The 14,903-nt window shown below is 47.4% G+C and carries 11 protein-coding genes; 5 read left to right on the top strand and 6 right to left on the bottom strand.

All coding sequences use genetic code 11. From position 1 onward, the window contains the following. Positions 1-159: 159 nt before the first annotated feature. Positions 160-2,166: a YhgE/Pip domain-containing protein gene (locus MHI54_RS10435; RefSeq protein ID WP_340081434.1), complete on the bottom strand. Its 2,007-nt coding sequence runs from the start codon at positions 2,164-2,166 to the stop codon at positions 160-162. Between the two features lie 126 nt (positions 2,167-2,292). On the opposite strand from MHI54_RS10435, the gene MHI54_RS10430 reads away from it, so the two are divergent. Both MHI54_RS10430 and MHI54_RS10425 read left to right on the top strand, forming a co-directional pair. Then, entirely contained in the window at positions 2,293-3,216 is a 924-nt protein-coding gene (locus MHI54_RS10430; protein ID WP_340081432.1) for a LysR substrate-binding domain-containing protein, read from the top strand. Between the two features lie 130 nt (positions 3,217-3,346). Then, complete coding sequence (locus MHI54_RS10425; protein ID WP_340081431.1) at positions 3,347-5,290, top strand: S9 family peptidase; 1,944 nt, start codon at positions 3,347-3,349, stop codon at positions 5,288-5,290. Positions 5,291-5,331: 41 nt separating this feature from the next. On the opposite strand, the gene MHI54_RS10420 is transcribed toward MHI54_RS10425, so the two are convergent. Both MHI54_RS10420 and MHI54_RS10415 read right to left on the bottom strand, forming a co-directional pair. Beyond that, entirely contained in the window at positions 5,332-6,123 is a 792-nt protein-coding gene (locus MHI54_RS10420; RefSeq protein WP_095216227.1) for an SDR family oxidoreductase, read from the bottom strand. A 220-nt stretch (positions 6,124-6,343) separates the two neighbouring features. Next, positions 6,344-7,126 carry a MurR/RpiR family transcriptional regulator gene (locus MHI54_RS10415; protein WP_340081430.1) on the bottom strand — a complete coding sequence of 261 codons (783 nt, stop codon included), beginning with the start codon at positions 7,124-7,126 and terminating at the stop codon, positions 6,344-6,346. A 117-nt stretch (positions 7,127-7,243) separates the two neighbouring features. On the opposite strand from MHI54_RS10415, the gene pfkB reads away from it, so the two are divergent. From pfkB to lacD, 3 genes are read left to right on the top strand one after another with little or no spacing between them, the layout of a single operon-like run. Further along, complete coding sequence (gene pfkB, locus MHI54_RS10410; RefSeq protein WP_340081429.1) at positions 7,244-8,188, top strand: 1-phosphofructokinase; 945 nt, start codon at positions 7,244-7,246, stop codon at positions 8,186-8,188. Beyond that, complete coding sequence (locus MHI54_RS10405) at positions 8,178-10,091, top strand: fructose-specific PTS transporter subunit EIIC (protein ID WP_340081428.1); 1,914 nt, start codon at positions 8,178-8,180, stop codon at positions 10,089-10,091. The genes pfkB and MHI54_RS10405 overlap by 11 nt, the downstream gene beginning before the upstream one ends. A gap of 13 nt (positions 10,092-10,104) precedes the next feature. Next, positions 10,105-11,097, top strand: coding sequence for a tagatose-bisphosphate aldolase (gene lacD, locus MHI54_RS10400; RefSeq protein ID WP_095216224.1), 993 nt, complete (start codon positions 10,105-10,107; stop codon positions 11,095-11,097). A gap of 38 nt (positions 11,098-11,135) precedes the next feature. Here lacD and MHI54_RS10395 read toward each other — a convergent pair whose 3' ends face one another. The 3 genes from MHI54_RS10395 to MHI54_RS10385 all read right to left on the bottom strand — a co-directional run bounded on the left by MHI54_RS10395 (position 11,136) and on the right by MHI54_RS10385 (position 14,899). Next, positions 11,136-12,275 carry an amidohydrolase gene (locus tag MHI54_RS10395; RefSeq protein ID WP_095216223.1) on the bottom strand — a complete coding sequence of 380 codons (1,140 nt, stop codon included), beginning with the start codon at positions 12,273-12,275 and terminating at the stop codon, positions 11,136-11,138. A gap of 17 nt (positions 12,276-12,292) precedes the next feature. Beyond that, on the bottom strand, positions 12,293-13,705 hold the full coding sequence (locus tag MHI54_RS10390) for a C4-dicarboxylate ABC transporter permease (protein WP_340081427.1): 1,413 nt from the start codon (positions 13,703-13,705) through the stop codon (positions 12,293-12,295). Between the two features lie 156 nt (positions 13,706-13,861). Next, positions 13,862-14,899: a polysaccharide pyruvyl transferase family protein gene (locus MHI54_RS10385; RefSeq protein WP_095216221.1), complete on the bottom strand. Its 1,038-nt coding sequence runs from the start codon at positions 14,897-14,899 to the stop codon at positions 13,862-13,864. Positions 14,900-14,903 lie beyond the last annotated feature (4 nt).

Here is a 14,903-nt window from a genome sequence, read left to right as displayed (position 1 = left end):
CGGATGTTGAAGTTTTGCCTGATCTAATCAGTAACAACCTTCAATAGGTGTGATGCAATTGTACGCTCTCCTTACATTATATGATGGTATCACCGCCTATGCAACCGCTTTCAATATTATTCAGGAAAAGGACCTGTCCTTAAAGGACAGGCCCTTTCATCAAGCTGCTTCCAGCTCTGTATCTTTTTTAGGTCTGTGCTGCAAATAGGATACAATCCATCCGATGACACCGACGACAACCAGATAGATCAATAAATCGACCAATTGATGACCGAGCACCGACCAGTCGCCGAGTGTGATTGCCTCCTGCAAACTGTGCAAGGAATGCGCCATCGGCAAGTATTTGCCCACTGATGCCAAAGCGGAAATGGTCAGTTCGCCCGGGAATGTCCCGCCGCATGTTGCAAGCTGGACCACCAGCAATACAATGGCCAATAGCTTCCCTAAGTTCCCGAACAGCGTCACGAGTGTAAGGATGATCGTCATGACCGTCATGGACACAATGATGCTGGACAGGATAAATAACGGCACACTCTGCACATCGACTTGGAATCCGAATAGGAAGATCAAGTCGAGTATGACTGCTTGAATGATAGCCACGACATAAACCAATGTCAGTTTACTGAAGAATTGCGCCGTACCGGATACTTGCATATCCTGTCTTCTGCCGAGCGGCAGGATATTGGCTGCCATCAAGCCTCCAACGAACAAAGCAAGCGATAAGAAGTATGGCGCAATACCGACACCGTAATTCGGTACATCCGACAGCTGTTTCTCTGTCAGCTTGACCGGGTCGGCAAACATCGTCGTCAGCGCATCACTGGACTTGATATCTGCAGTTTTGTCAGCAGCATCCTGCAGGCTTGTCGCAAGCTCATCCGAACCATCGGAAAGCTTCGTCATACCATCATCCAGCTGCGTCGCTCCATCCGACAGTTTATCCGTTCCGGAAGCAAGTTCGGCTGCTCCGCTCTGAAGTGATCCAAAGCCTGTGGTGTAATCAGCAAAACCACTATCCAAATCGGCAGCGCCGCTGGCAAGCTCATTGGCTCCGCTGACCGCGGAGCCGAATTTTTCACTGAAATCATCCATTCCATCCGCAATCTTTTCTTCGCTTGATGCCAGCTTCTCCGCACCTTCTCCAAGCTGCTTTTGACCATCCGCCAGTTTTGCAGATGAATCCGCCAGCTGTTCAGACGCTGCTGCTATTTGCTGGAATGTCTTATCATCCTTGAGTTCCGGATGCTCTTTCATATAGGAGGCAACCAGTTTACTCAAATCCTGGGAACCAGATGTGAAGCTATCCTGACTTTCTGATAGTTCCTTGCTTTGCTTGTCCCAGTCTGCCAGGCCATCTGCAATTTTATCCGTATTGGATTTCAGTGACGCTGCTCCATCATCCAACTGACCAAGCCCGCTCGCTAAATCAGATGCACCTGTATGCAGGCTGCCGATCCCATCCGACAGTTTACCTTGGGCAGCAGCCAGCTTATCCGCACCATCCGCCAAGTCGGAGGCACCACCATTCACATCACCGATCCCATTTTGCAGATCCTTCAATCCGTTCTGTTCATCCGTGATACCTTTGTGCAGATCGCCAGCTCCATCACCGGCATCCTGCAGCCCTTCAGCCACTTCATGGAAGCTGGTGAACACACTGTCAGCATATGATTTCGTAATGCTGCTGGCGAGCTTGGATTTCATTTCCTCCATTGCCGAAGAACTGATTTGCGCTGCCACGAAGTTTTTACCCGGATTGACTTCATACGTAAGCTCCGCTTGTTTTGGTTTTTCGTCCATCAGCGTCGTTACCTTTTCGGAGAAGTCTTTCGGGATGGTCACTTTCATATAATACTTACCATCATCCAATCCATCTTCTGCCTTCTCGTCTGATACAAAATCGAAGTCCAGCGCCTTGCTCTTCTTCAATTCCTTGATGAAATCATCCCCGGCATGCATTTCTTCGCCATCCATGCTGGCACCTTCATCCTGATTGACGACTGCCACCGGCAAGTCTTCGATATGACCGTATGGATCCCAATAGCCGCCAAGGAACAGTGCAGCATACACAACCGGAATGATCAGCAGGAAAATAAGTGCAATACGTCCGTGTTTATGCTGCCACATCCGCTTTATGTCAAAAAAGCCCAATTTTATTCCTTTCATGATTTCCTCACCTTTACCTTTGTGAAATATTGAACATCTAAATAGCATAACGGCTCAGGTGCATATTGTATAATATATATATCATTATAAATAATAGCTTTTAAACTATCCGAAAGAAGGATGAACGTGGAATTATTACAGTTGCAATATTTTAAAAAAGTTGCTGAACTGGAGCACATGACACATGCAGCCGAAGCATTGAATATCGCCCAGCCTTCGCTCAGTAAAGCAATCAGCCGATTGGAGGAGGATCTGGGGATAAGGCTTTTTGAGCGATACAATCGGCAAATCAAACTGAATGAAAACGGCAGGATATTCCTCCGTCGCGTCAACGCTGTCCTTCATGAGCTGCAGGAAGCAGAGCGGGAACTGCATGCATTGAATCAAAAAACAGATCACACGATCCGGCTGTCTGTCACGATACCCCGGGTATTGCCGGATCTGATCAGCAGCTTCCTGGAGGAAGAGCCGCAGGTTCACTTCAAGCAATACGTACAGTCCGTGCCGAAAATGACGGAAAAACTGCGCAGCGGTGAGCTCGATTTCTGCATCTCTTCTGTACCGATCCAGGATGAGGACATCGAATGGCAGCCGCTCATGACGGAAGAAATCCTGCTGATAGCCCCTCCAGGTCATTGGCTTGGGACCAAAAGCCATATCTCCCTTTATGAACTCCGCGATGAAGCCTTCGTCAGCATGAATGAGGGCTATGGCATACGCAATCTGACCGATAAATATTGTCAGCTGGCGGGGTTTCAGCCTCATATCGCCTTTGAGGGGGATGAACCAGGCGTCATCGGGGAATTGGTCAATAAAGGTCTCGGGATCGCCTTCATTCCATCTGTATCATTGATGGGCAATAAAACAGCCCACTTACCTGTCATCCGTCTGCAGGATCCCATCTGTGAACGGACAATCGGCCTGGCTTGGTCAACCAGGAGATACCACAGCCCCATAGCAAAGAAATTCCAAGGCTTCCTGTCCGATTACTTCGAAGTACTGGAAGAGGAACTTCGAAAAACCGCCGCTCTCCTAAGCAGGGAGACATGATCAATTCACACCAGCAGCAACACCATAAGTGAATAAACAGTCAAACAGCCCTCTTTAGCGAGGGCTTTCATTGTTCCAATCCTTTCCTTTCCATTACAATGGGAGTTACTAAAAAAGGAGGACTTCCAGCATGGCAAAACGTCTTATGAATCCCGCAGATATACTGCAGCATCACTGGCTTTCCAATTTGAATTTGCATCCTGATGGAACAATAGCTTTTGTGGACCGAAGCATAAATGAAGAAACGGACAGCTACCATACCGCCATTACATTAATCAAGCGTGGGTCGATGGAAACCATTCCCGGTGAAGGCTTCGATACGCTACCTTCCTGGTCACCAAGCGACAGACTCACCTTCCTTCGCGGCAAGGACAAAAAAGCAATCTGGATGCTAGATGACAACGGGGAACCCATACAGCTGATCGAATTCCCGGAATCCATCCTTTCCTATCGATGGTCCCCGGATGGCTCCCGTCTATTCTTCACAGCAAAGGTTCACGCTGACACCAAAAAAGAAATACATACAAACAGGAACGGCCATGTGTTTGAACAAGTGTATTTCAAGCAGGAAGGGACTGGCTTGTACAGCGGCAGCTATACCCACCTATTTTTATATGATGTAAAAGATAAACGGACAAAGCAGTTAACAGACGGACCATTCCATGCCGCAAATGCACAATGGCTGCCAAATGGCGAGCAGATAGCTTTTACAGCAGGCTCCCTGTCTGGAGATGATATATACACCAGGAGGAATGAACGGATACAGGACTTATACATAATCGATATTGCATCCGGCTCGATAGAGAAACATTCCGATTCCAACTTGAGCATTCAAAAATTCACCTATAAGGCTGATGAAGCAGCCTTTATCCTGATTGCCAACGACCAAGAATTCGGAAGCGGCACAGCAAACCGCCTTTATCGATTGGATGCGGCTGGTGTTCCGGAGCTGCTTCATACGGAGGACATACATGCAGGAAGCGCTTCACTTAATGATGCGAAGTTCTCCGACGACTACGCAGCACCACTGATACATCCTGCCAGTCACGCTATTTATTCACTTGTCACCAAGCAAGGGCAGGTCCATATCCATCGTTTTGCAGACGATGCCTCGTTCCAAGTAAGCACTGGCGACAAGGACATTTACGATATGGCCCTGAGTGCGGATGGCCACCGCATCGTGTATGCAGCCCTGACCCCGACTAGTCTTAGCGAGATGTATACTTTGGATCTTGAAACGATGGAAGAGCAGCAGCTGACGGCCTATCATACTGCTTATCATGCCAGCACATGGCAAAGCATCCCTGAGGAATTCTGGTTCTCTTCCTTCGACGGAACAAAAGTCCAAGGGTGGATCATGAATCCTCCAGTGATAACGGATGGAAAGGTGCCGCTTGTCCTGCAGATCCATGGCGGTCCTCATTCTGCTTACACCAATATGTACAGCTATGAGTTTCAATCGCTCACTGCCGAAGGGTATGCCGTCCTATTTGTAAACCCTCGGGGAAGCGTCGGATACGGACAAGATTTCACCAATGCGTGCCGGAGCGATTTCGGGAACGGAGATTATCTGGATATAATGAGCGGACTGGATCATGCCCTTGAAACATATCCGCATCTGGATGCATCACGGCTTGGCATAGCCGGAGGCAGCTACGGCGGACTGATGACGAACTGGATAATCGGGCACACAAACCGTTTCAAGGCAGCAGTATCCCAGCGCTGCATCTCGAATTGGGTGTCTTTCTACAATTCAAGTGATATCGGCATAGCTTATGCGGAAGGGATTGTCGGGGGGAATGTTTGGGAGGATACCGAAAAATTATGGGAGCGCTCCCCGATTTCGCATGTACAGACAATGGAGACACCGCTGCTTCTCATTCACGGGGAAGCTGATTTGCGCTGTCCAGTCAGCCAAGCCGATGAGCTGTACATGGCATTGAAGCGATGGGATAAAACAACGAAATTGATCAGATATCCAAACTCCAACCACGGTCTGCTGAAAAATGGCAAACCATCCTATCGAATCGATTTGCTGGAGCATGTCAGGAAATGGATGGCACAATATTTATAAAAAGGACTCAGCTCCCGCAATGAGCTGAGTCCTTCATCTTTTTACAATGCACGGATGATGCCGCCCTCTACACGCTGAGCGGTACCATTGATCGCAGAAGCTTGTTTGGAAGCCAGGAATACTATCGTATCGGCAACTTCCTCCACAGTCGCATAGCGCTGGATCAATGAAGTCGGTTCGCTGTCCTTGAAATAATCGGCGGTGAACTTATCCAGCTCCTGATCCGCAGCTTTTGCCGCTCCTTTCATATAGCTTTCCACCCCTTCTGTCCATGTCGGACCAGGAAGCACACTGTTCACTGTCACATTTGTCCCCTTCGTCAGCTCCGCCATTCCGCGGGAAAGGCTGATAAGCGCTGATTTAGTAACAGAATACGGAATCATATGCGGCAGCGGCTTCACACCCGCTTCACTGGAAACCGTAAGGATACGGCCGCTGTTTCGCTCCAGCATGTCTGGCAGGATAGCACGGGACAGGCGAATGACGCTGAGGACATTCATATTGAAATAATGCATCCATTCTTCATCCGTCACATCGGCAAAATCCATCACCTCAAAGATCCCCATATTATTGACCAGGACATCCACTTCCCCGTATTCCTTCACTTTCCGGATAAAGCCATCGGCCTGTTCCCCATCTGACAGATCGGCTGCAATACCATGTACCTTCCCGAATGCAGATAGCTCTTCCATTACTGATTGGACACGAGCTTCATTCCGTCCGTTGATGATCACGGTCGCCCCTTCCCTTAAGAAAGATGTCGCAATCCCTTTTCCAATGCCTCCGGTTGATCCCGTGACAACGACTAATTTATCTTGAAGCTGTAAATCCATATGCAACTTCCTTTCCTTCTTGTATCTGCAGCATATTATACAAGTCATCTCCTGGGAATGGTGCAGATATGCTTGGACAGCAAAAGAAATGAGCCTTGGCTTTTCATGCCCGATCGAAAGAAAATCCTCATTCCATCCGCTGCATATATAACGCCGAGAATGAAACGATGCAAGAAAAAAAGCTTATTGCAGGATGACATAACCTCTTCCCTCCTGAAAATCAGGACTTTCCTGCCCGGATGGCGTATGCATCCAGCAATATTCTCGAAATCACCTGAAGCGGAAGTCTCGACCTCACCTCATAATCCGGAAAATAAGATGTCTCCGATTTGTAGCCGGTCAGGGTCAACTCAGCAAGTGCGGCAAGCGGACTATTTTTGTTACACGTCAAGGTGATTGTACTTGTTTCGTTTTGCTGGCAGCTCCTTGCTGCATCCACCAGCTCTTCCGTATACCCATTCAATGAAACAAAAATGACCAAATCCCCTTGTTCAAGCCTCTTGCTTTTCGTACGGATGATATTGGGATCATCATGCAGCTCTGCGTACTTGTTCAGCAGCTGCAGTTTCACTTCCATCTCCTTTGCTATAAGTTCAGAGAATCCCCTGGCAAATAGGATCACCCGGCTGCTATGCAAAATTTTTTGTACAGTATCCTCTATCAATCCGCTATTAAGCATCTCGATGGTCCTCATCACTTCCTGCTCATTCTTCAAAATGGCATCTTTTATTTCTTCATCCACTTGCTCAATGATTGAAAAATTTGGATTCTGGTCATTTTCATCCTTTAGCCGGATCTTAAAATCGGTAAACCCATTATAGCCGAGCTTCTTCATTGTACGAACAATGGTGGCAGTGGAAACATTCGCATCTTCACTTAATCGTACGATCGACAATTCAGGGATTGTATCGAGATTTTCCCGTATATATCGAATCAGATACAATTCAGCTTCACTCATCTTTTCAGCATATTGACTGATCCGCGCCAGAAAGGTTCCGTTCATAGATGATCCCCCGTGTAAACGTTTACTAATATTGTACCGAAATAACCGAATGTTGAAAACATTTACAGCACGCAGCATGCCATAATGAGGTTGTAAGAAAAACACAGATGGGCAGTGATGCGGATGATTTATACATGCACGATGAATCCAGCGATTGATCTTTTTTCCGAATTTACCTCTTTTGATCCTTTCGTCGTCAATAGAAGCATATTTGAAGAGTACCAGCCCAATGGGAAAGCCATCAATATCTCCTTCATATTGAAAAAACTAGGCATTTCCAATAAGGCGACCGGATTCCTTGGCGGTTTCTCTGGTGACTTCATTGAAAAGGAGCTTGAAGCTGCCGGAATTGAAACCGCATTCATAAAGGTGGATGGTATCACTCGTATCAATACCTTTATCCGTGCGGAAACAATGGAATACAAAGCAGTGAATAGAGGTCCGGTCATTTCGGCGCAGGCCCAGGAACAGCTCTTGGATCAATTACGCCACCTAAAAAAAGATGATTGGTTATTTGTCTCAGGCAGTCTGCCGCGCGGCGTCGATGATCATATTTATATCGACATCGCCCGTATTGCCCAACGGCAAGGCGTCAATTTGGTGCTGGATATCAGTTCTCCAGTGCTGCTGGACTGCCTCGCGTATAAGCCTTACCTCATCAAGCCAAATGATGAGGAAACGGCCAAATGGTTCGGTCTATTGGACCATACAAATTTGTCGGAACTCCAAACTGCTTCACAACAGCTGCTCAAGCGTGGGGCTCAACGAGTCCTATTATCCCGCGGAGCTCAAGGTGCCTTGTATTGCGATGCCAAACAAGACCTGGCCGTAAATGCTCCTACCGGCAAGATTGTGAACACAGCCTGTGCCGGGGACACGATGCTGGCAGCCTTCACAGGCAAACTGATGCTCGGTTCTCCAGAGGAAGAGGCATTGGTTTTTGCGACTGCTGCCGGCTCTTCCACAGCTTTCACTTCAGGATTGTCCGAACTTAAGGATGTACCTTATTTGGCAAGTCAAATCCAATTAAAAAGAAATTGGGGTGTGAAACATGACGTATAGAATCATAGCCGCAACTGGCTGTCCTACAGGAATTGCCCATACTTTCATGGCAAAGGAAGCCTTGGAAGAAGCCGCCCGTAAACGCGGCATATCCATAAAAGTGGAAACACATGGTCAGGATGGCGTCCAAGGTGCACTCACACAAGCCGAAATCGATGCAGCCGACGGCGTCATCATCGCAGCCGATAAAGATGTAAACCGTGATCGTTTCATCGGCAAACGAGTTGTCAACGTGGCTGTCAGCAAAGGTATCAAAGAACCAGAAAAGCTTATTGATGCCATTATAGATCAAACAGCACCTATCTATAAAGATGGACAGCAGCGCTCTGCTTCGGCAGGCAGCGCCGAGCCACAGCAGAAGGATTCCATTTTACGAAGCATTTATGTATCACTCATGAACGGTGTTTCTCACATGCTCCCTATTGTTGTGGCAGGCGGTGTCATGATCGCGATTTCCCTCATGTTCGGTATCCACTCTGCCGATCCAGAAAGCTCGCAATACAATGAATTCGCTTATTACATGAATACAATCGGCGGTATTGCGATGAATCTGATGGTTCCGGTGCTCTGTGCATATATTGCCGAATCCATAGCCAAGCGTCCTGGCCTCATCATCGGATTCATCGTAGGTATGATTGCTTTCACAAACGGAACTGGTTTCCTGGGCGGTATTATTGGTGGCTTTATGACTGGTTATATCATCCTTGGCCTTGGTTACTTGTTCAAGGGCTTGCCAAAACAGCTTGATGGCTTGAAGTCGATCTTCTTATTCCCGGTCTTCGGTATTTTCATCGCTGGCTTCGCTATGTGGTTCATCTCGGCTCCAATGGGCTGGATCAACCAAGCCATGATGGATTTCCTGGCTAGCTTCCAAAATTCAAACCCAATCGTATTAGGTCTTATCGTAGGAATCATGTGCGCATTCGATATGGGCGGCCCCGTCAATAAGGCTGCATACGTAACGGGAACAGCTTTGCTATCGGATGGTAACTTCTTCTTTATGGCTGGCGTATCCGCTGCTTGCATCGTTCCGCCAATCGCTACTGGCTTTGCCACATTATTTGCAGGTAAATCCTATAGCACGAGCGAACGCAGTGCCGGTCTCGTCAACTTCCTGCTTGGTTCGACTCATATCACGGAAGGAGCCATACCATTCGCAGCGAAGAAGCCGCTGAAGGTCATTCCGTTTCTCATGATTGGTTCATCCATTGCGGCAATCCTTACTTATCTATTCAAAGTACAAGTACCAGCACCACATGGCGGATTCATCGTTCTGCCAATCGTTACACATCCATTCCTTTGGGTGCTGGCAATCTTGGCTGGTGCAGTCGTGAGCGGATTTTTGATTGGCATGGATCAAAAGCGCACGGCTGCTAAAAGCAAAACGAAAGAAACACCAATTGTACAGACAGCAGCTGTAACGGAAAAATCGGTGCCGTCTGTACAGGATGTCAGTCAAATCATGTCTGTCGACACCATCAAGCTAAACGTCAAAGCAGCCACTCAAACAGAGGTATTCCAGCAAATCGCCGCAACTGCAAAGCAACACGGAATCATCACAGATCAAGCTGCTATCATAGACGGCTTTATCCAGCGGGAAAAAGAGAGTACAACCGGAATGGAACAAGGCATCGCCATTCCTCATACAGAACGGATCGAAGTACGGAAGCCAGCAATCATCATCTTCAAACTGGCTGACGGTGTCGAATGGAACGCATTGGACGGACAGCCGATCAAAGTCGTCATTGCCATGCTCATTCCCAAAGGAACAGCTTCCAATCATCTGTACTATCTATCAGAAGTATCCAAGATGCTCGTCCATCAGGAAACGATTGATCAGCTGCACCGTGCCAGGAAGCCAGAAGACATCCTGACCCTATTTTCAACTAAACTATCTGCTTAAAGGAGCTGCTACAATGCTTAATCTAACACCCGCTAAACGAGAAGCACTGGAAAGACTATCAGACGAAAATGGAATAATCGGCGCCCTCGCCATCGATCAGCGAGGCTCCTTGAAAAAGATGCTGCAGCAGGAAAGCACCACAAATCAGGGAGACGATACCATCGTATCTTTCAAAGAACTGATCTCTGAGGAACTCACACCATATGCCACTTCCATTCTGCTTGATCCTGAATACGGTCTGCCTGCAGCAAAGAAAAGGGATAAGGATGCCGGACTGCTACTCGCGTATGAGAAAACCGGCTATGATGCAGCACAGCCTGGCCGCATGCCGGATATCCTGGATGATTGGTCTGTTCAGCGAATCAAGGCCCAAGGTGCCGATGCTGTAAAATTCCTTCTGTACTACGATGTGGATGAGGACCCAAGCATCAATGAGAAGAAACATATTTTTGTAGAACGACTTGGATCTGAATGTCAGGCGGAAGACATTCTCTTCTTCTTGGAACTCGTATCCTATGATGCTGCCAATGATGATGTGAAAGGCCGGGAATACGCCAAACTCAAGCCGCATAAAGTGAACGACATGATGAGGGAATTCTCCAAAGCCCCATATAAAGTAGATGTCCTGAAAGTGGAAGTGCCTGTAAACATGGGATATGTAGAAGGATTTTCAGAAGAGCCGCCTGTTTACACACAGGAAGAAGCAAAACGCTATTTCAAAGAACAAAGCGAGGCCACTGATTTGCCTTTCATCTTTTTAAGCGCAGGCGTAAGCGCCACACTTTTCCAAGAGACCCTGCGTTTTGCAAAGGAAGCAGGCTCCAGCTTCAATGGTGTATTATGCGGCCGGGCAACCTGGAAAGATAGTGTAGCTATTTTCGGCCGTGGTGGAGAAGCTGCAGGAAAACAGTGGCTGCAGCAGCAGGGCAGAAAGAATGTCGAGGAATTAAATGAAGTATTGAAACAAACGGCAACATCCTGGAAACAATCAGAAATACTTGCATAAAAAGAGGAGCGTATGGGTTATCCCATATGCTCCTTTACTTATTGGTTCAGAATGAATTGCTGGAATACCTTGATCGCATCTACGAATACATCCTCATCAATATCAAACCTTGGGTGATGATGCGGATACTGGCTTTTCTCCCCTTGCATGCCGACTTTGACGAATACCCCTGGAATTTCCTGCAGGTAATAGGAGAAATCCTCTGATCCCATGACCGGCTCGAGTTGTTCGTAGCGCTCTTTGCCGAATGTTTTCTGTAATAGTCCTTCTGCAAAATCCGCTTCCTTTTCATCATTGATAAGCGGCGGTGTGCCGATGATGAAGTCCACTTCGGCTGCGGCGCCAAAAGATTCACAAATGCCCTTGGTCAGCTTGGCAATCTGTTCCTGGATCGTCTGCACCGCTTCTGGAGAGAAGGAGCGCATTGTCCCGATGATTTTGGCTGAATCCGGAATGACATTATAAGTGTTGCCAGCTTCGATTTTCCCAACGGAGATGACGCTGGCATCCATTGGATTGAGTTTACGGCTGACGATGCTTTGCAGCGCCTGGATGACATGGGTCGAGATGTAAACCGGATCCACTGTCAAATGCGGTGTTGATGCATGTCCGCCAGAGCCCTGGATTTTGATCTCAAAATCATCGACCGACGCCATCATGGCGCCAGGGCGGGTACCGAATTGTCCTTTTTTCAAGCCGGCATCGACATGGATGCCATAAATGCTGTCGACGTCTTTCAGTACACCTTCCTTGATCAGTTTATCAGCACCGCTTGGAGAAGCTTCTTCGGAGGATTGGAAGATGAGCACGATATTAGGCTCCACTTCCTCTTTATGAAGGGTGATCCATTCTGCAACTGCAAGCAAAATAGCTGTATGACCATCATGCCCGCAGGTATGAGCTACCCCATGATGCTTGGAGATATAAGGTTTATCCCCTTCTTCCACCATCGGCAGTGCATCCATATCCGCCCGGAGAGCGATCGTCTTCTCCCCTTTTGCGCCTTTCACATAGCCGACGACACTCGGCGGCTGAAAATCAAGGATCTCGATGCCAAGTTTCTCTAATCTGCCACGCACATATTTACCTGTCTCGTATTCTTCCCCGGAAAGTTCCGGGTATTGATGAAAATGCCGGCGATCCAGGATCGCCTGCTCTGCTAATCTCTCTAATTCCATAACTATTTCCCCTTCTATTAAAACGGTCCGTATTGAATCAATTGAGCTATGATCAGTGCGATGATGGCAATGCCGATCTGAATAAGGAAGAATGGCAGGAACCACTTCACCCACTTGCCGTAGCCAATGCCTGCAATCGCAAGCAAGGCGATGATATTGCCTGTTGGCAAAATTGTGTTGGAGATACCGTCCCCGAACTGATATGCCAATACAGCTGTCTGCCTCGTTACGCCAATCATGTCGGATAATGGCGCCATCAGCGGCATGGTCAAAGCAGCTTGTCCGCTTCCGGACGGCACGAAGAAATTGATGCCCATCTGCAAAAATAGCATCCCGACTGCAGACAGGGCACCGGGAATAGCGCCAAGCGCATCAGAAGCATAATGCAGCAATGTATCCATCATACCTGACGTATTGAAGATTACCAGAATAGCTTGTGCAAAGCCGATGATCAGTGCACCGCCAAGCAAGTCTTTCGCTCCAAGGATGAAATTATCGGCAATGCCAGAGAAAGAAATGCCGCCAAGGATCCCCATCAGTACACCGAACAGCAGGAACAATCCGGCAATCTCCGTGATATACCATCCGTATTTCAATACCCCGATGATCAATACAATATAGTTGATCAAGAAAGCGGATAGGACAAGCTTATGGCGAGCGGTCATTTTATGGGACTGAAGTGCCGCTGTATCTGCTTTTCCGCCAAACTTGCCGTATACCCCGAGCTCCGGGTTCTTTTTCACTTTGCCGGCATGCCGCATCACATACAAGACGGCCGCCGCATACAAGACAACAAAAATGATGATCCGGAAGCCGATTCCGGAGAACGTCGGCAGCTCGGAAATCCCTTGGGCTACTCCAACCGTGAATGGGTTCATGACCGCTGCCGTAAATCCGACACCGGCACCGAGTACGACAATCGCAAAACCGGTCAATGCATCGAAGCCAAGTGCTATCGCCATAGGCGCCAGGATTGCGACATAAACGATTGTTTCATCCGACATTCCCATCAATGCCCCTGCTGCTGCAAAGAACAGCATCAAAACAGGAATGAGTAATTTCTCTTTATTGGCCATCTTTCTGGACAGCATATAAATGAAAGCATCCAATGCCCCGGTTGCTGTGAAAATACCAAATGCCCCGCCGACGATCAAGACGAAGAAAATGATATTGGCGCCATTCACCATACCTGTATGAATACTATTGAATATGCCGAGCAGTCCGACATTTTCTCCGTCTATGTAATGGAAGGTTTCCGGCAGGATGACACTTCGTCCATCCTGCTCCACGCGGTCATAGGCGCCGCCAGGGATGATATATGTTAATAGTGCCGCCACGACGATGAATGCGAAAATCATCACGTAGACATTGAATTGCTTTGGTTTCTTTTTCTTATATGGCTGCTGCTGTAAATCTTGTAAGCTGTTCATCTGGCTGTACTCCTTCAAGGACGACCCTTCGTTGTATATTGTGTAATAAATATACAACTATTTATATAAAAATACAACCGTATATTAATATTTTTTTTGGAATGAATATGCATACCCAATAAAAAAAGCTAGAATCATAAGATTCTAGCTTTCTTATCAGCTGCGGAGGAAATCCACCAGCGGTTTGAAGTCTTTTCTCAGATCCACCTCGTTTGGCTCTGTGTCCATCAATTTCTCTACCATTTTCTCCAGCAGTCCCACATCCTTGGAGTCTGTATACTCCACAAAATTAATGGAGTCGAGCCAGTCACGGTAAGAGTGCTTCGCTTTTCCATAGCTGTTTCCGAATACAAGACATGGTGTTTTCGTGATGATGGAGAAAATCATCGCATGCAGGCGGTCGGTGATGATCAATTTCTTCGAGCTGATCAAATCCAGCATCTCGATGAAGTGCTTTTCCCTGTCCGCATAATCGATTGTCGGTACAATATCCTCATCCAAGACTGTATCTGTACGGTCGACAGACCCGAACTTCTTCGCCCACTCCATGAGCTCCGAAACGAAGCTCTCTTCCATCACCTTTTCTTTATCAGCCCTCAGGAAGAACATGACACCCTCCCGTTCCTGCTCACGGGGGACAATATCAAGTGACATCACCATATCCGGTGTGTACATCACCTCAGACTCGAATGTATTTCTTACAACATCCAGCGTCTGCGATTCCCTGGCAGCAATCACCAAGTTCTTATTCTGATGATAGGCTTCCTGTGTTTTCTTTTTCTCCTGCTCGCCATGTTCATTATCTTCGAAGAACACAGACTGCGGCATGGAAATCGACTTATAGTCCTTGAAAGCAGCGAATACCTTTCGGCGATCTTCTTCGATATCCAAATACAAGCTTCCGAGATTACCGCCGCCTGTGAACATGACGATATCGTCTTCACGAATGATACCTTTAACAAATTCAATTCCTTCATCCGTCGCATAGTCCATGATTTCTATATATTCATAATAAGGGAACCGGCTTTTGATGAATTTCTCGATGCTATACGCAATTGCCTGATCACCGATATTTGTATAACTCGGCGAGCCGAATAAGAAGACCTTGCGTTTATCATTCGTGAAAGCCTCCGGTGAAACATTTGGTCCAATGCCCTTGGCAATATAATCTGTGTCGATTGGTTTTATGGTCATATGA

Origin of the sequence: Terribacillus sp. FSL K6-0262 (assembly GCF_037977385.1) — a bacterium.
Taxonomy (GTDB): domain Bacteria; phylum Bacillota; class Bacilli; order Bacillales; family Amphibacillaceae; genus Terribacillus.
The sequence above is the reverse complement of the archived record's forward strand: the minus strand, read 5'-3'. Positions and strand labels throughout refer to the sequence as shown.